General features: G+C 41.3%; 15 protein-coding genes. All 15 read left to right on the top strand.

Translation table 11 applies throughout. From position 1 onward, the window contains the following. Positions 1 to 60: 60 nt before the first annotated feature. The 15 genes from VMUT_RS06195 to VMUT_RS06265 all read left to right on the top strand — a co-directional run bounded on the left by VMUT_RS06195 (position 61) and on the right by VMUT_RS06265 (position 18,856). Positions 61 to 429, top strand: a complete 369-nt coding sequence (locus VMUT_RS06195) for a hypothetical protein (protein ID WP_013604563.1) — start codon at positions 61 to 63, stop codon at positions 427 to 429. A gap of 128 nt (positions 430 to 557) precedes the next feature. Then, on the top strand, positions 558 to 1,658 hold the full coding sequence (locus tag VMUT_RS06200; RefSeq protein ID WP_013604564.1) for a 4Fe-4S dicluster-binding protein: 1,101 nt from the start codon (positions 558 to 560) through the stop codon (positions 1,656 to 1,658). Between the two features lie 6 nt (positions 1,659 to 1,664). Then, complete coding sequence (locus VMUT_RS06205) at positions 1,665 to 2,912, top strand: pyruvate ferredoxin oxidoreductase (protein WP_013604565.1); 1,248 nt, start codon at positions 1,665 to 1,667, stop codon at positions 2,910 to 2,912. Between the two features lie 96 nt (positions 2,913 to 3,008). Continuing rightward, entirely contained in the window at positions 3,009 to 3,977 is a 969-nt protein-coding gene (locus VMUT_RS06210; protein WP_013604566.1) for a thiamine pyrophosphate-dependent enzyme, read from the top strand. A 242-nt stretch (positions 3,978 to 4,219) separates the two neighbouring features. Continuing rightward, complete coding sequence (locus VMUT_RS06215) at positions 4,220 to 5,494, top strand: MFS transporter (RefSeq protein ID WP_013604567.1); 1,275 nt, start codon at positions 4,220 to 4,222, stop codon at positions 5,492 to 5,494. A gap of 142 nt (positions 5,495 to 5,636) precedes the next feature. After that, positions 5,637 to 7,046 (top strand): FAD-binding oxidoreductase, encoded by a 1,410-nt coding sequence (locus VMUT_RS06220; RefSeq protein ID WP_013604568.1) that lies wholly within the window; start codon positions 5,637 to 5,639, stop codon positions 7,044 to 7,046. A gap of 4 nt (positions 7,047 to 7,050) precedes the next feature. Further along, on the top strand, positions 7,051 to 8,241 hold the full coding sequence (locus VMUT_RS06225) for an FAD-binding oxidoreductase (protein ID WP_013604569.1): 1,191 nt from the start codon (positions 7,051 to 7,053) through the stop codon (positions 8,239 to 8,241). Next, on the top strand, positions 8,241 to 9,506 hold the full coding sequence (locus VMUT_RS06230; protein WP_237699614.1) for a (Fe-S)-binding protein: 1,266 nt from the start codon (positions 8,241 to 8,243) through the stop codon (positions 9,504 to 9,506). The genes VMUT_RS06225 and VMUT_RS06230 overlap by 1 nt, the downstream gene beginning before the upstream one ends. A gap of 148 nt (positions 9,507 to 9,654) precedes the next feature. Next, a complete protein-coding gene (locus tag VMUT_RS06235; RefSeq protein WP_013604571.1) occupies positions 9,655 to 11,253 on the top strand; it encodes an L-lactate permease in 1,599 nt (532 codons plus the stop codon). Between the two features lie 110 nt (positions 11,254 to 11,363). Then, the gene (locus VMUT_RS06240; RefSeq protein WP_013604572.1) at positions 11,364 to 12,296 is read left to right on the top strand and encodes a homoserine kinase; all 933 of its coding nucleotides are present in this window, start codon (positions 11,364 to 11,366) and stop codon (positions 12,294 to 12,296) included. A gap of 27 nt (positions 12,297 to 12,323) precedes the next feature. Next, positions 12,324 to 13,448 carry an NAD(P)/FAD-dependent oxidoreductase gene (locus VMUT_RS06245; RefSeq protein ID WP_013604573.1) on the top strand — a complete coding sequence of 375 codons (1,125 nt, stop codon included), beginning with the start codon at positions 12,324 to 12,326 and terminating at the stop codon, positions 13,446 to 13,448. Between the two features lie 38 nt (positions 13,449 to 13,486). Continuing rightward, positions 13,487 to 15,793 carry a DEAD/DEAH box helicase gene (locus tag VMUT_RS06250; protein ID WP_013604574.1) on the top strand — a complete coding sequence of 769 codons (2,307 nt, stop codon included), beginning with the start codon at positions 13,487 to 13,489 and terminating at the stop codon, positions 15,791 to 15,793. A 49-nt stretch (positions 15,794 to 15,842) separates the two neighbouring features. Then, complete coding sequence (locus tag VMUT_RS06255) at positions 15,843 to 16,634, top strand: nucleotidyltransferase family protein (protein ID WP_013604575.1); 792 nt, start codon at positions 15,843 to 15,845, stop codon at positions 16,632 to 16,634. Positions 16,635 to 16,662: 28 nt separating this feature from the next. After that, the gene (locus VMUT_RS06260) at positions 16,663 to 17,667 is read left to right on the top strand and encodes a glycosyltransferase family 4 protein (protein WP_013604576.1); all 1,005 of its coding nucleotides are present in this window, start codon (positions 16,663 to 16,665) and stop codon (positions 17,665 to 17,667) included. Further along, positions 17,660 to 18,856: a M20 family metallopeptidase gene (locus tag VMUT_RS06265; RefSeq protein ID WP_013604577.1), complete on the top strand. Its 1,197-nt coding sequence runs from the start codon at positions 17,660 to 17,662 to the stop codon at positions 18,854 to 18,856. The genes VMUT_RS06260 and VMUT_RS06265 overlap by 8 nt, the downstream gene beginning before the upstream one ends. Positions 18,857 to 18,921: the final 65 nt, after the last annotated feature.

An 18,921-nucleotide genomic window follows, 5' to 3' on the forward strand; every position in this document is an offset into this window, starting at 1 on the left:
AATCAATTCACTAAGGACTTATCAGAATGCTTTAATAAAGCATGTGCGCAATCCTGATGTATGATCGATAGATTAAACATGATAATTACGGGTCTTAAAAACGCCGTAAATCTCACAGTGGAGAAGGTACTTGCTAGGCTTAAGGATATGAATGTTGAGATAAACGAGGAGGAAACTGTGGGTGATTGGGGCTGGAGTGTAATTTCAAAGGCAATGGAGATTGGTATACTGAACCTAAGTGATGCAGATATTAACGCTATGTATTATGTTTTTAGGAGATGCGCTACCCTTGAGGAGATGGTTAAGGAGGCGTTGTCTAGGCCTGAGGAGGTTGATGAGAATTTTGTGAATAATTTAATGGATGATTTTAGGGAGAACATAGAGGCGCTTGCAAGGATTAGGGAGAGGATTGATCAATTGATTACGTAAAACTATAAATACTATATATCATTGTTTATAAACCAGAGTTGTCGTAAAACACGTATCGAGTGTGTTGTTTTTAATATACCTAGGAAGGCACTACTTTTAAAGTGCGATATTATTGCCACTTGGTTAGAATGTCTGTTCAAGTCCCCAGTATATACACGATAGAGATAATTTATAGAGGCATACACCAGAGGCACTTGGCAAGAAACTTAGCAAGGGGAATTGCCTATGCGGCTAGAATAGCTGGTAGCGTGGCTTTATCCTATCAAAGGTATGGTGATGATCCTGAAAGAGATGGTTCACCTGCGAAGTACTTTGTAGTTATTGCTAAGGGTGCCAGTGAGGAGGTTTTGGATGCCGAGGCCGCTAGGGTTGAGCCTGATTATGTGGATGTTTCGATAGTACTTGATGATTCAATACTCAAGGGTGTTGAGTCCTGGGCCTGGCAGGGAATTCAGCCAGTGCATTTGAAGTTGAGGGCTGGTGGATTATTGATAGTGGTTTCTAAGAGGAGTCCTGATGAATTAATCAAGTTTATACCAACTAGGGACTCTCCGTATACTCTTGTCGTTGTTTATGGGGAAAGAAGTATCGGTGATTTCTGGACATTCCCAGATGACGGCACGGTTGAAAGAATCCTTGGCGCAATAGCTAAGGTTTTACCAAATGTGCTGAGCCTTAATGATGTAAAGAAATACCTGGAGAATCTTGATAAGCCCAACGAAAGGATTAGCAGAGCCTTAGAGGCCTATCAATCACTTGTTAAGTTGAGGGAAGTTAAACCAGGTGAGGGCTTGCCGTATAAGTATGAGCCACCGCACCTACCTGGTTGGAAGGACATGATGATTGGCGGCGCAATACCTGGATTAAGACCAAATCAAAGAAACCCATACTTCACGGGTGGTACTGCTAAGCATTATAGGCCGGTTATTAACTTCGATAAGTGCATAAAGTGCAGTTTGTGTTGGGAGTACTGTCCTGACTCTGTATTTGACGTTACACCAGATGGTTACTTTAACCCGGTCCTCGCCTACTGTAAGGGTTGCGGTATATGCGCTGAGGTTTGTCCCGTACCAGACACAATAATAATGGTTGATGAGATGGAGTTTGAGGATGGTTATGGAAAGTTCATTGATGAGTACAAGGCCTGGAAGGAAGGTAGGGAGGCCTATAGAAAGTGGTTTGAGTCATTATTACCAAAGGCACAAATAATAAGTGTGAGAAAGAGGTGAGGAGGCATGTCAGTTTCAGCACTTGAATCTAAACGTCTTGATGCAGTGCTTAAGGGAGATGAGGAGGTAGAGGTTGTTGGTACTGGCACTGATGCGGTGGCCTACGCACTAATGCTTGCTGATATTGATGTAACATCGGCATACCCAATAAGGCCTTACGGCGGTGTCATGCAGACGGTGGCTAGGTTAATAGCTGATGGTTATATGAAGGCCGAGTACATAGTGGCTGCCCATGAACATGACCAGTTCGAGATCGTTAAGCACGCATCTGCCGTTGGCGCAAGGACTTTTGTTGGCAGTAGTGGTGTTGGTTGGTTACTGGCTATTGAGGCCATAGTGGCCATTAGCACGGATAGGTACCCAGTGGTCGCATTAATAGGTAATAGGGCGCTTGATGATCCAGGAGCATATGGTGTAGAGCATAATGATGCATTGATGGTTAGGGACGTAGGCTGGTTATTGACATGGGTTGACACCGCCCAGGAGGCTCTGGACACCACATTAATAGCCTATAGGGTTGCTGAGGATCCAAGTGTCATGCTTCCAGTGGGTATATCAATGGATGGCGCATTCCTAACGCATAGCGAGCATGCATTTAAGATACCGCCTAAGTCTAAGGTCCAGAAGTTCCTACCACCCTACGATTTGGGCAACAGGAAGTTACACCCAAGCAACGTGATCAGTGTGGCACCACAGGTCAATGAGGACTGGGTTACAGAGCTTAGGAAGCAGATGGATGAGGCCATGAAGAATGCGAGGAAGGTTATTGAGGAGGCCTATAGGGACTTCGCGAAGATCTTCGGTAGGGATTATGGTAACCCATTTATTGAGACTTATATGGTTGAGGATGCCGACGTGGTCATGGTTGGTATGGGCACTGTTTCTAAACCAATTAAGGAGGCTGTGAGGAGATTGAGGGCCAAGGGTGAGAAGGTTGGCTTTCTCAGGATTAGGTGGTTTAGACCATTCCCAACCGAGGACATCATACGTTACCTGAGTGGTGTTAAGGTTGTGGCTGTTGTGGATAGGGATTACTCATTTGGTTCGCCTTTTGATGGTGGTGCAGTATTTACTGAAATAAGGAGTGCGTTGTATGAGGCGGAGCATAGGCCATTAATGATGAATTTCATTGGTGGACTTGGCGGTAGGGAGATTACCTATAATGATGCGATTAATATGTTCAATATGGCTTTGAATGCAGCTAGAAAAGGTAAGGTTGAGCAGAGGGTGATTTGGTATGGGGTTAGAGAGTAAAATGGGAAAAGAAGAAAAATTTATAAGGAGTGAAGGGGGTGATTGAGTGTGACAATTTCAATTAAGCTCGCCCGAACAGTCAAGGACCTAGTACAGATGGCTCAGACTGAGTACTTTGATGCTGGCCATAGGACTTGCCAAGGCTGTGAATCTGCAATGGTGCTTAGATGGGTTGCCAAGGCTGCTGGGCCTAATACTATAGTCATTGGCGCAACAGGCTGTATGTATGTAGCGAATACTACATACTATACAACGGCCTGGGCGTTACCTTGGATACACACTCAATTATCTGGCACTGGGTCGGCTGCTGTTGGTACTGCAGCAGCATTGAAGGCACTTATGGAAAAGGGTAAACTACCAAACGAGAAGATAAACGTAATTGGCATATGTGGTGACCTAGGCTGTGCAGATGCAGGCCTATCTGAGGTATCTAACGCATTAACACACACGAAGTATAACTTCCTAATACTCATGTATGATAATGAATCCAGCGCCAACACTGATATTCAAGAAACAACAATGACACCGTTTGGAGCACTGACAACCTTCAGCCCAAGTGGTAAGCAGATCAGGATAATGAAGTATAGGTGGAAGAAGAACATGGCTGCCATGATGGCTGTTGGACACCCAGAGGTTAAGTATGTAGCCACGGCAATGGCAGCGGATCCAATAGACCTATACAATAAGGTGAGGAAGGCTCTAGAGATTGGTGGACCAACATTCATACATACTCTAGATCCATGCCCGAAGGGTTGGGGCTACGATCCCAAGTACAGCCATGAAATAGGTAAGTTGGCGGTGGAGACAGGTCTATGGCCGCTCTTCGAGATAGAGAATGGCAAGTTCAGGCTAACAAGCACAAGCGCTAGGATAGCCAGCGGCGAGATTAAGAGAAAACCTGTTAAGGAGTACATAAGGAGGCAGACGAGGTTTAAGCACCTTACTGATGAGGATATTGAGTACATACAGAGGAAGGTTGATGAGATGTGGGAGAAGTGGTTAATACCTGGGCTATTGCCATTAACTAAGGAATTACCATATCCAGAGACAACAAAGGCTCAGTAAATAGGTAGTTATTTTCTTAAAATTCTACTTATATATTCATTCTTAATCTATTGTCTATTTAATTATCATTATTTATAATTATTTTTAAATCTTTTATACTTTTTCAGAAAAACATCCAATTTAACAAAAATTAATCAATGATAACATGTCATAATTTATGATAGATTTTCTAATTATTACGAATTTTATAAAAATATTATCTTAGCAAGATTTTAATAATTATGAATAATTCTATCTAATGTATGGGTGGGGAGTCAAAATTAACGGACAAGCAAATACTTGGTTTTAGCAGGTGGTTTGCCTTTGTTGGTGCATTCCTGGCAATGTTCATGATTAGTCCCTATGAGTATGCCTTTAGCGCTTTCTCGCATGATGTTACTCAATTCTTCCATATCAGTGCTGTGTTCCTTGGTACAGTATTTACAGTAAACGTGTTCCTTGAATCCGTGTTCGGCTGGCCAGCGGGATTCGTTAGAGATAGGTATGGACCTTGGCTTCTTCAATTAATTGCTGCATTTCTGGTTGGCATTGGTTACTTTGCGGCAATCTTTGGCTCACCAGCCCTGTTAATGTGGGTTTATGCCGTGATCGGTGGTATTGGTGCTGGTATTGTTTATAATAATAGCGTTACCGTGGCCAATAAGTGGTTCCCTGATCATAGAGCTACCGTGGCTGGCACCATATCAGCTGGCTTTAGCTGGGGATCAATACCAATAATACTACTAATTGGCATTTTACCCAGGACTCAGCCCATAGCCGTGTTTAAATCAATAATGCTAGGGCTTGCAATAACCTCCTTCGTAATAATATTGATCTCGGCCTTCCTCATGAGAAGAGACCCACCAAAAGGTTGGAAACCGTCCACGTATAATCCACAGTCATCAAGGTCAAAGCTAATACGTGCAACCGATTACCAATTTACATTCTCTGAGACAGTGAGAACTTGGCAATTCTGGATATTGGTCATTACATTCCTCCTAGTGGCTTCTGAGGGGTTAACTATAGTATCTAAGGCCGTTCAGTACGGGCTCTACTTCCACTTTGCCTTGATCATCGCTGTGGCTGCATCGCTTGGTTCATCAATAATGGCAGGTTTAGGTAAGTTCATAACCGGCGTTGTTTCTGATGCTATTGGTGTTATTAAGACATTAATCCTATTTTACGCCTTATCAGGTATATTCACGTTATTAAGTGTACTGTTTGGTACTATACATAATGAAATTGGCTTTGTTACATCAGTTGCTCTTGCTATCTTGACTTGGGCGTCAATATATACCGTCAATCCGGCATCCATTGGTTACTTCTACGGCGAGGTAGCGTCAGGAAATAACTATGGGTTGCTTTACGCCATAGCTAAGGGTAGTGGTGCTATTTATGGTGGTGTTTTGACGGCAATAATGATAACATCCTTAGGTTGGATAAATACGATGGTGATCTCAGGTCTCTTTGGAATAATAGCCGCACTATTGGCTATACCACTACTCTGGAAAATACCAAGACCTCCTAGGAAGGCATAATTGTATATAGGTTTAAATTTTTTATTAAAAATTAATATTTTTCATATTATTCTGAAATATATAGAATAATCTTTTATTATATTGGTTATAGATAAAATATCGTTTAAGCAATACTTATTAATATTTATGCATATATGCATGTATGGGAATAACCGAGGGCATTATTAATGAATTGAAGAGAATTGTTGGTGAGAGTAATATTATTACTGATGAGGTTGAGCTTACGGTTTATGAGGCTGATGGTTCATTTGTATACACGGCCAAACCTGATGTGGTTGTTTTTCCTAGGTCCACTGAGGAGGTTGCTAAGGTCGTCAGAGTTGCTTGGGAGAATAGAATACCGATTGTTGGTCGTGGATCAGGCACAAGCCTTAGTGGCGGTGCTCTGCCCATTGAGGGTGGTATTGTTGTTTCCCTAGCGAGGATGAATAGGGTCCTTGAGTTGGATATTGAGAATGAGACGGCCACTGCGGAGGCCGGTGTCATTAATCTATGGGTCAGTGACGCCTTGGCTAAGTTTAATTATCAGTATCCAATAGATCTTGGTTATTACTTCCCGGCCGATCCAGGTAGTCAGAGGGTGGCTACGATAGGCGGTAATATCAGCCATAATGCGGGTGGTGTTAAGTGCTTTAAGTATGGTGTTACTGTGAATAATGTGCGTGGATTAAAGGTCGTACTTCCCAACGGTGAGATTAGGTTCTTTGGTGGTAAGGTTATTGAGAATCCCGGTTATGACATTGTTGGCATTATAAGTGGTTCTGAAGGCACGATGGCCATAGTCACCGAGGCCGTTTTAAGGATTGTTAGTAATTATGAGTCCGTAAAGACCATACTAGCCGCATTTAATTCAATTGAGGATGCAGGAACAGCAGTTTCCAGAATAATAAGTACCGGCATTAGACCAGTAGCCCTGGAGTTCATGGATAAGATTGCCGTCAATGCCATTGAGGCTGGTCCATGGGGCGGTGGATTACCCACTGATGCAGAGGCCATATTACTCATTGATGTTGAGGGTTCAGAACCTGGAACAAGCGCTGAGGCTAATAGGATAATTGAAATACTTAAGTCATCCGGCGCATACATGGTTAAACTCGCCAGGGATAGAGCTGAGGCTAATAAGTGGTGGAGTGCCAGGAAGCAGGCCTTTGGCGCCATGGGCTTCGTAGGCCCTAACTACATTACTGGTGATGGTACAATACCTAGGAAGAAGTTACCTGAGGCGTTACATAGGATCAAGGAAGTTGGTAGTAAATACGGTTTTAGGATAGCCAATGTATTCCATGCTGGCGATGGCAACCTACACCCACTCATACTGTATGATGAGAGAAAGCCTGGTGAGAGGGAGAGAGCTTTGCAGGCTGAGGATGAGATACTTAGGATGTGTGTTGAGATTGGTGGTACAATAACTGGTGAGCATGGAGTTGGGTATTATAAGAAGCACCTAATTGGTTTGCTTTATACTGATTATGAATTGAATGTAATGAAGAACATAAAGTCCGTCTTCGATCCATTGGGTATTATGAACCCTGGGAAAATCTTTCCTGGGTGATTGAATGACCCTGGAAATAGCACTTAGGAATATTGAGAGGGAGGTTAGTAATGATTCAGTTAGGGAACCAACGAATAAGTACATAATTGACGGGCTATCACCTAAGGTCGTGCTATATCCAAGGGACATTAATGAACTAAGTGTAATAATGAAGAATGTGAGTAGAGAGAAATTGAGTGTAATACCCATTGTTAATGGGTCGAAGGTTTTCATGGGGAATGTACCTAAGTCGTATGATGTCGCGCTTGACTTAAGCCGTGTACATAAGGTTATAGAGCCAGATCCTGAGGAGATGGTTGGTACTTACGGAGTTAGTGCATCATTTAATGAGACTCAGGAAGCGCTTAAGAGAGTGGGTAGAAGGTTACCAATTGATCCACCTTTGTCGAACTACTCAAGCATCGGTGGTATATTCTCATGTAATCTATTTGGTCCTCTGACATACATCTTCATGACAACAAGGGATATAACACTTAGGGTTAGGGCCGTAATGCCTGATGGTACCATTGTTAGATGGGGCACTGGAATGATTAAGGATGTTGCTGGCTATAACATAAAGAGACTTTTCATAGGTTCCTGCGGCTCTCTAGGCATTATTTATGAGGTTATGTCGAGAATAGCGGCAATTCCTGATGTAATAGCAGTAGCCAAGGTAGATAAGGAACTTGGCTTATTGATCACCAGGAGGTTAAAGCCCTATGGAGTCATCATAATTAATGGCACTATGTATCTTAGGTTTGAGGGTATTAGGGAGGAGGTTGAGTATCGTCTAAGTAAGTTGGGTGAAGTTTCAAAAATTGAGGTTTTCTATGGTAATGAGGCCGATGGATTATGGTATAGATTAACATCAATTAATGAAATATTTAACTATAGTGTTGTGCTTAAGGTAATAACCCCGCAGGCCAAATTAGAGAATGCTGTGAAGGAGTTACCAAGTGATTACTTGGTTAAGATGCCCATGATTGGTGAGGCTTATCTTGGCATTAATAGTATTGATATTAACACCCTAAATGCCGCTAGGGAGAGAATTAATGACTTGGGTGGTTACCTGGTAATTTTGAAGGCACCTGTTGATATTAAGCGTGGCATTGATGTCTGGGGCATTGGTCAGAATATTGATATTATGTCAAAAATGAAATCTGTCTTTGACCCAGCAGGTATAATGAATCCAGGTAGGTTTGTGGGTGGTCTATGATGAGTAATGACTTGTATAAGAGGATTATTGAGGAGGGACTTAATGAGACCTATAAGTGTGTACACTGTGGTTTTTGCCTACCAACATGCCCAACCTACAGGGCTACATGGAATGAAGCAGATAGCCCGAGGGGTAGGATATACCTAGTCAAGGCATTGCTAACGGGTAAGTTACAACCCACTGAAACCCTGCTTAAGCATCTCGATGCCTGCGTAATATGTAGAAGATGCGAAACTGCATGCCCATCTGGTGTTCAATATAGTAAGGTAATTGATGCGGCGTATGCATATTTAGGCAGTAAATTAACGAACTACGGATACCCATGGCACATTAGAACTGGGTTCCAGCTTATTGAGAACCCAACAATAATAAAGTTAGCATTATCGGTGTCAAGCTCATTGCCTGGAATACCAAGGCATATGAAGGGCTTTGCCAGGTCAAGAAATGAGGAAAAACTCAATGATACGCTTGGTAGGGTGTTTAAGGTACCAAAAGACAAAATTAATAGGGGTAGGGTACTGTTATTCGTGACTGAATCATGCGTTGCTTGGCAATCACACACCCACTTGGTTTATGCAACCATCAGAGTGCTTACTTGGAATGGCTTTGAGGTTGTTGTGCCCAGGGAATTTAAGTGCTGTGGTGCACCATACATGCACATGGGAATGTTCAATAAGGCTCTTGAGCTCGCAAAACACAACGTTGATGTATTGAATAGGTATGAGAAGACTTATGGAATAGACTATGTCGTGGTTCCAGACTCAGGTGGTTGCCAGGCCCAATGGCTTGAGTATGAGAAGTTACTCAATATGAACCTGAACCTTAGACAGAAGGTAATGAATACATTACAGTTACTTGACAAGGTTGGACTAATTGGCGAACTCGGCCCAGTTAAGATGAGAGTATCAATACAACATAGTTGTCACCTAATGAATGTAGTTAAGGTTCATGACGCAGTACTTAGGGTGGTTAGTAAGATACCAGGTCTCGAAATCAAAGGCTTAGATACAGCCGATATTTGCTGCGGTGCAGGTATGATGTACCCAGATAGACATCCAGACATTGCCCGTGAAATAACTAGGCAGAAGCTTGAGGATCTAATGCGACATAAACCTGAGGCATTAATATTAGAGAGCGTGACCTGTAAGGCGCATTGGGCAAACATCATTAGGGACAATAACCTGGCTGTCAAATTACTATATCCAACAGAGCTACTTGATATGTCATATATATCTGGTGGAAATCCAGGGTATGAAATATTATAAATAGAGTTCAGTATTAACGTGTAATTTTACAAACATAATTTAAATAGTTAAAAATAAAATATACATAGTATTTTTTACATTATACAAATATAAAATGCTTATCCATAATGATAATGTTTAAAATTATAAACAAATATTAATATATAGTATGTTTACTCAACCCTTAAATCCGACGGGCAATATAGCATTAACGGCGTTGGCGGCTTTAATACCCATAATAGTACTATTAATATTATTAGCTGGTTTAAGGATGTCCGCCTGGCTCGCTACACTAATTGGTTCTATAGTAACTATATTAGTGGCAATACCCCTTTGGCACAGCCCTCCAGTAGAGACTATCGAGGCTTGGATCATTGGCGCATTAGTTGGGTTCTGGTACATAACATGGATAACCATTTGGGGCGTCACAATATACAACACGCTAGCCTTGACAGGGAAGTTTGACGTATTTAGGGATTGGGTTGTGGCTAATGCAACAAGTGATGCGAGGGTTCAAGCAATATTGCTAGCTTGGTCCTTTGGCGCACTCATGGAGGGACTTGTGGGGTTTGGATACCCCTGGGCAATTGTTTCACCATTACTAGTTGCACTTGGTTATGACTGGATTAGGGCAATACAGACGTCCGCATTAGCGAATAACGCTCCCGTATCATTCGGTGCCCTTGGTACACCAGTAATTGCACTTTCCCTTGTTACTGGTATTCCATTAATGGCCATGTCAGCAGCAGTAGGTAGGGTTGTAGCTCTTTTAGCTGTTTTTGTACCATTTATATTATTGATTATTGTGGATGGAGTTAGGGGCTTGAAAGATGCATGGCCAGTTGCATTAATTGGTGGGTTGGGTTATATTACTGGACAATTTCCAGTATCTAATTACCTAGGCCCATACTTACCAGACATTGCTGGCTCATTGATATCATTCTTTATACTATTAGCATTCCTTAGGGTATGGAGACCGAGACGAATAATAACGTTTGGATCGCAGTCAACAAATGGTTCAGGGCAGCAAAGGAAGTTTACGACAAAGGATGTTGTTATGGCGTGGTTACCTTTCATTATATTGATAATCGTTGTTACATTATGGACCGGCCCCTGGTCACCACTGCCTCATTTCATAATAACTACCTGGTCCGTAAAGGCATACTCAACAGTACTTCATAAGGTAGTTGCTGTGGCTTTTGAGGTGAATCCCTTTGTTGCTGGTACGTCAATATTCGTATCATGGTTAATAATATGGGCTATACTTGGTGCGAGCCCTAAGGTGTTCGTAGAGTCACTAAAGAGAATGTGGCATCAGATGTGGGGTGCAATATTAACTGGGTTTTTCGTGGTTGGATTGGCATATGTATTTAATTATTCAGGTATGGCATACTCATTGGCATATGCAAGTTCTCTTGTCGGACTCATCTTTGTTATTATATCACCCTTTTTAGGCTTCATAGGTGCTGCCCTATCTGGTAGTAACACTGCTAGCAATACGTTATTTGGCGCGTTACAAGCCGCTGTTGGTAAGTTGCTAGGTTTACCTGCACCATTATTACCAGCTGCGAACTCAGTAGGTTCTGAGTTAGGGAAGCCTGTTGCTCCTCAAACCGTCAGTGTTGGTGTATCAACTACACCATACGTTAGGAAGGAGGGTATAATAGTTAGGAGGAATTTGCCTTGGGCGATAATGTATGTATTCTATCTAATATTTATAATATCATTATATGCGTTTGTATTTCCATGGGCTATGCCAAAGATTTAAGTCGATAAGTAATATGTATTTTCTTATCTCAAAATTCATGATATATAATTCCATTATAATCAGTGAGTAATGATGATTAAAGTTATAAATAGACACTATATTTATTGCCGATGCCAATATGTATTAGGAGCCCAGCCTCTATAGCTAATTTAGGACCTGGATTCGATGTATTATCACTAGCCATTGCAGAGCCTTATGATGATGTTTACGTAAGGCTAAACCAGGGAGACGATTACATAGAATTTATTGGTAATTACTCTCATTACTTGCCTAGTGATTATAAATCCACGACTTTATATCCAGTCATTGAGGAGTTTAGGAGAATTACGGGCATTAACTTTAGTGTGCGCATCATAGTTAAGAAAGGCATTAGGCCAGCCAGTGGTTTAGGAAGTAGTGGCGCTGACGCTGCTGCAGTGGCCTACGCCCTAAATAAATTGCTCAATACGAACCTTGATACCAAGTCCCTAATTAGGATTGCGGCGCTAGGTGAGACTGCCGCGGCTGGCACTCCACATATGGATAATGTGGCTGCATCCCTATTAGGCGGCTTAGTCATCATTAATCCAGTGACTGGAGACTTTGTTAGGATTGATGTACCTAATAAATACTGGCTTTCAATAATCATAGCCGGTAATAAGCCCAGCACCAAAGAAATGCGTAGGTTATTGCCTAGCACAATAGACATGGGCAGCCTTAAGAATAATTCTGCCTACGTATCAATGTTCATCTACTCATTTATTTCCGGTAATAAGGAAATATTGAGTAAGGCATTAATGGGCGATACAATTGTCGAACCCATAAGGGCTAAGTTTTACCCACATTACAATGCTGCTAAGGAGACTCTACTCAAGGCTGGTGCCATTGGCGTTGCCCTTGCTGGCGCTGGTCCATCGATTTTTGGATTATTTGACCACGAACCACCTAAGGACAACATAGACAAAATGCTAGGGGCATATGGATTAAGGGATCATTTATTGATTGTTACGCGGCCAAGTAACATTGGAGTTCATGAAATACCCTGTGAAGGCCTAAATGCTTAATACCTACTCCATACTTTAGGCCCCTGCATGGATGCGGTAATAATTGGTGGGGGTGTTTTGGGGACAGTATTAGCATACTTACTTACAGCAAGGGGTGTTAATGCCACTTTGATTAATTCAGGTTTTCAAAGGCCAAGGTTTCCGCTCATCCATTCGAAACTCTTGAGGATATCTGAGGATATTAGGTTGGCGAGGATTAGTGAGGATGTCTATAGAGAATTATCGAGAGAGATTGGGATTAACGTGTTAAGGCCTATGGATTCCGTAACGATAATACCGAATACATGTTATGATGATACGTCGAGATTAATGAACATGTGGCATAACGTTGGTGTGAACACGCGCATAATAAGTGATGTTCGTGATTACGGAATTAAGGAAATTAATGAGAAGGAGGTTTATATACTTAGTACAAATGGTGATAATTTCGTTAATTTCCCATTATTAATGAAATATGTTCGTAATACTAATGGAATTAAATACATCAATGGTATAGCCAGAATTAAGCTTAGTGATGATGGCGTTAAGGCTCTAGTAAATAGTGAAATACTGCATGGCGATTATTTTATCATTACCGCTGGTGCCTGGAATTCCATAATTGCCAGGAATGCCAATCTAAGAATTCCATTATTACCTTATAAGTGTCAGGCAGCTGCATTTCTTAGTAGGAGAATTGACATTATTGTCTATGACTATGTGCTTGAAATTTACATAAGACCCCTCGGTTCCATAATCAACAATGCACTAGGTGCATTAGGGCTTTCTGTTATGGTTAGTGGTGATGGTAATTCCCGAGTTACCGAGCCAGGCAAGGAAGGAAGTGTTGACCGTGAATTCCTTAATGAGATAAAGAATAAGGTTAGAGCAAGATTGGGTAATGCACTACTTATTGGATCCAGGTTTGGTTTTTGCGAGAGTACTCCTGACATGAGGCCTGTGGTGGGTGTTGTTGGTTCAAATAATTTATTATTGATTGGTGGTTTTAATGGTTATGGGGCTGAGGTTGGTCCAGCATTGGCTATGGCCGTCGTTAATTACTTACTCGATGGTTCATGGCCTGATTATGCAAGGCCTTATCTTATTGATAGGTTCGGTAATGACTGGCCCAATATCTGGGATATCGATATTGAGGCCCATGAATTATGTGTATAATACGGCTTTAAACTCTTTATTAATTCTGCTGTGAGTTAATGAATTGGTTGATTAAGTTGCGTGTTGGCGACTTACCACTACCAGACGTGTTAAGGGACTTCATAATCAAGGAAAGAGGTATCCAGGAGCTTTATCCACCTCAGGAGGAAGCTGTACGTAAGGGCTTATTCGATGGAAGAAATCTCGTAATGTGCACTAGTACGGCTACTGGGAAGACATTAATAGCTGAATTAGCAATGATAAATGCAGTACTCACCAGGGGAGTTAAGGCTGTATTAGTTGTTCCATTGAGGGCACTGGCCTATGAGAAGGCCAGGGACTTGAGGATTTATGAGAAGCTTGGTGTTAGGATTGCCGTTACAACGGGTGAGTATGATAAGGAGGATGCATGGCTTATGAATTACGATATTGTCGTAACAACCTACGAGAAGCTTGATAGTTTATTGAGACATAAGGTTGATTGGCTTAAGCAGGTGGGTATTTTAATAATTGATGAGATTCATTACATTGATGATGATAAGAGGGGGCCGACTATTGAGTCAATAATTGCTAAGGTAAAATCCCTGGGACTTAGTATGCAATTGCTGGCTTTATCAGCAACTGTGGGTAATGCCGAGGAGATAGCCAAGTATCTTGACGCTGAACTTGTTGTTTCTGACTGGAGACCAGTCAAGCTTAGGGAGGGGGTTTATTATGATGGGGTTATCTACTACGCAGATGGTTCCAGGGAACCCATTAAAGACCTAGAGAATCCAGTATTATCGTTAGTAATGGATACAATATTTAATGGTGGTCAGACGCTTGTCTTCACGAGCTCCAGGTCGAATACCGTGAAGCTATCTCAACAAATTGCTCATTACATATGTAATTACAACGTGAAAATAATAGAACCGAGAGAATTAATGAAAGTATCCAATGCAATCCTTGAGACCTCACAGTCTAAATTGCTCGGTGAAGAGTTAGCGAAGATTGTTAGATGCGGTGTTGCCTTTCATCACGCAGGTTTAGACATGGATGTAAGATCCATCGTGGAGAACTCCTTTAGGGACAGGTTAATTAAGGCCGTGGTTGCAACAACTACGTTAGCCGCAGGCGTTAATTTACCAGCTAGAAGGGTGATTATTCATGAGTATAGGAGATATGAACCTGGCTTTGGAATGGAGGAGCTCCCTATCATGGAGTATAAGCAGATGGCTGGTAGGGCCGGTAGGCCTGGGCTTGATCCATATGGTGAGGCAATACTAATTGCCAGGAGCGAGGATGAGGTTGATTACCTAATTAGAAATTACATAAATGCCAGGGTTGAGGATGTAAAGTCCAAGTTTCTCACTGATAAGAATCTAGCAACGCACATACTCTCAGCAATAGCCAGTGGCTATGCATTGAATATTGATGATGTGATGAGGTTTATATCATCAACTCTAGGCTACATTCAAGGTGGCTTCCATAGGAATGAATTCCTCAGAGATTTATTGAGGAGGAAGATTGATGATGTACTAAACTTCTTGGTTGAATCAGGATTTCTTGAAAGGAGAAACAATGATGTGGCGGCAACTGCCTTAGGCTCATTATTGAACACGCTTTACCTGGATCCGTATACTGCGAATGTATATATTCGTGGACTTAGGTCTAGGAATGAGACCAATGACTTAGGCTATACACATTTAATTATTCAATCACCTGAGGTTCCGAAATTACGGGTTAGGAGAAATGAGTTTGACGATTATATAGAACTTGTTTTAGATAATTGGGATTATCTATTGATTAAGCCATCAATTACTAGGGATGAAATTGAGAATGGTGAGTTTGAGGATGAGGAAATCGAGGATTACCTATCCACAATTAAGACAGCCGTAATGCTCCTTGACTGGGCCAATGAGGTCTCTGAGGATGAGTTGTATAAGAATTATGATGTTGGCCCTGGCGATTTGAGGGTATATAGTGATTTAATGAATTGGTTAGCCAGTGCTGTGACAAGACTTGCCGGTGCCATCGGCATGAGGAAGCATGAGGAGAGGCTGAATGTACTTAGGTGGAGGCTGATCTATGGTGTTAAGGAGGAATTAATAGAGCTTGTGATAAACCTTGAAGGCGTTGGTAGGACTAGGGCTAGGGCGCTTTATGACGCTGGTTTTAAGGACATTGCTGATATTGCAAATGCAGATCCAAAGGCTATAAGTATTATTAGGGGCTTTGGTGATAGGCTTGCGCATTCAATAATTGAGCAGGCTAGGAGGCTAATTAAGGATGGTAAGGTCGTTAAGCCAACAATAATAGAGAGAGATAGGGAGGGTGGTAAGCAGGGATATACGAGGAGGAGGGGTTCGTTGCTTGATTACCTTTGATATCGAATATGAAATACTTATATATTAATGCCATAACACTAGCGTGTTGATGATTAGCAAGGCAGTTATTACTGCCGCTGGGTTGGGCACTAGAATGAGGAGTATGACATTGATAATGCCAAAGGCATTATTGCCGTTAATACGCAGGAATGAGACACCAATGCTTGTTCCAATTATTGACCTAATAATAGCGCGTTTGCAGGAGATTGGTGTCACTAAGTTCATAATTATTATTGGTAGGAACGGTAGACCACTAATTGATTATTTAATGGATAAGGTATTTACGGATTCCCTAAGGGTTCAAATATCATTTACATTTCAAGAAAAACCCCTTGGCTTTGGTGATGCTGTGCTTAAGGCTGAGGATTTCGTGAGCTCAGAACCATTCTTTGTACATGCTGACGATGGGATCCTAACCGATGGATACTCAGAAGGTGTTAAGTTATATGACGAGTTAAGGCCCGATGCATTACTATTCCTCAGGAGAGTTAGTAATCCAAGTAGGTATGGCATTGCTATTGTCAGGGATGAGGGATCATACAATGGTTATAGGTTGGTTAGGGTATTAAATGTGGAGGAGAAACCAAGTAATCCTAAGTCGAACATTGCCATAACTGCTGCCTATATATTTAACAGGAAGATATTTGATAGCCTTAGATTGATTAATACGAATAGAGAACTTGAGCTGACATATGGCATTGAAGGCATTATTAATAGTGGTGGTGAGGTTTACGGATTATTACTCAATGATAATTCCTGGCTAAGTGTTGGCGATCCAGAGAGTTACTTCGAAACTATTAATAAGACGTTCAATTCCAACGAAAGAACTAATATTTATTAATGAATCACTTTAGTAACAGCTTGCTTATATGATTGTAAACATTATCGTAAGTAAAAACAGAGTATCTGGAGAATTAAGGACGGGAATTAAGTTAAGGCTTGAAAATCCACCACCTGGTGTTAATTATAGGGCAATTGATGAACCCGTTGGTTTATCCCCATCCTTTAATGACTTCTACATAACTAAGGACACAACAACTAAATGGTTTCTTAAAACCCTCATAGAGCCCATATACTCCCTCAAGCTTAAGGGTTTAACACATGCCTTCTTCCTAAACCTATTCATACCGCACACACCCTGGATTCAGGAGATTGACCAACCAATATTTAACCTATTTGAGAAGTACATAGGTAAGTCGAGAAGGAGTGTCCTATATAGGCTCGCAATAAGGACCTTTAGGTACTTGTTCAATAGGGACAACGTTATAATAGTGACTTGGACCCAATGGAGTAGGGAGGGACTTGAGGAGGAGGGATTTAGGTACGTTAGAGTTGTGCCACCGCCAATGAAAACAAGCTTTAGGAAGATTGATAATAAAATAACGATTGGGTTTATAGGTGTTGAGTACCATAGGAAGGGTGGTGATATTGCTGAGGATATTATGTCAAAATTACCAAGGCACATTAGGAAGGTTTATATCGGTAAAAGTCCGAGGAAGATAAGTGGAATTGAATATTATAATCCAATGAGAAGGAATGAATTACTTAAGTTGATGGCTGAGTTCGACATACTCCTTTTCCCAACTAGGGGTGAGGCCTATGGATTCACGGCGCTTGAGGCAATGAGTATGGGCATACCCGTGGTTGCGTCTAATGTGGATTCAATTCCAGAGGTCGTGAGCGATGGCGGTATACTTTGCGAGGTCAATGACATTAAATGCTTCCTTGATAGTATTAAGGAACTAGTAAGTTCGCCAGAATATGTAATAGAACTTGGTGCAAGGGCTAAGGCAATCGTCGCCCAGAGACATTCGCCAAGCATTGTTGGTAAGGAATTATTAGCAATATATAATGAATTAAGTGAAGATGAGTGAATTAGTGGATCATGTATCAAGTATACTAATGGATTTAATTAGAGTGAAAACAGTAACACCACCAGGCGAGAATTACCTGGACCTAGTTACCTATTTAGATGGATTATTAACGAATTATGGAGTAAACACGAAAATAATCGAAGTACCAAAGTCAATTGTTAAGGAGCACTATCCTGAATATGCAGATCACCCTAGGTACATATTATTGGCCGAACTATGTAATACCAGGGACAAAAGAATTCACTTTAATGCACACTATGATGTAGTTTCCGGAGGAGGTGGATGGCTTGTTACGGAACCCTTCAAGCCCGTTATCATTAATGGTAGGGTTTATGGTAGAGGAGCCTCAGATGACAAGGGCGGTGTTACAGCATTGGTATTACTTGCAAAGCAACTTAGTGAGCTGAGAGACTTTCGTGGTTGTGTGGAATTCTCTTTTACACCGGATGAAGAAATTGGTGGTTTAACAGGTGTTGGTTATCTCATTAATCAAATTCGTAAGCCTGACTATGCCATTGTGACTGAACCAACTGGCCTCAATACCATATGGATTGGCAGTATGGGCATACTACAGCTAGATATTGTTGTTAGGGGGTTGCCGAGTCATGCCTCGCAACCATGGTATGGCATTAACGCCTTTGAGGATGGCATCACTATGGCCTATTCATTAATCACTAGGTTGAAGCCTAGAATTGAGGATAGACAATTCATGAATGAATCAGCGTCTGTAGTATTAGGAGGTCTTGTTAGAGGTGGTGATGCGCGTAATATTGTGCCTAGTTATTTTCAATTCTCAATTGATAGAAGAATATTACCCAATGAAGACATTGACCAGGCATTTAATGAAATAGTGAGTTTAATCAATATGTTTCACAGTTATGTAAAGTCCACAATAGATGTCTACGTAATAAATAAGATAGAACCTGCAATAAACAATAACTCATTATTGCTTACAGGGTTAATCAATGCCATTAGTGAAACTCTCAAGGTTAATCCTCAAATAAAAATCTCGAGAGTGCCTGTGGATACTCGATACTTCCAGAAAGGTGGCATAGATGCATTAACATATGGACCTGGAGATATTGCTGCGGCTCATGGACCCGATGAGTATATACAAATCAATGATATTATGGAATCAGTGAAGGTTTACCTAAAGTTAATTAGGAGAATTTATAGCAATAATATCTAGATTCCTGGGCGTTCATAGAACTCGATAGGTAAATATTTTTATATTGCATTATTCACGTTGATTTT

The sequence above is a fragment of the Vulcanisaeta moutnovskia 768-28 genome, assembly GCF_000190315.1.
Classification (GTDB): domain Archaea; phylum Thermoproteota; class Thermoprotei; order Thermoproteales; family Thermocladiaceae; genus Vulcanisaeta; species Vulcanisaeta moutnovskia.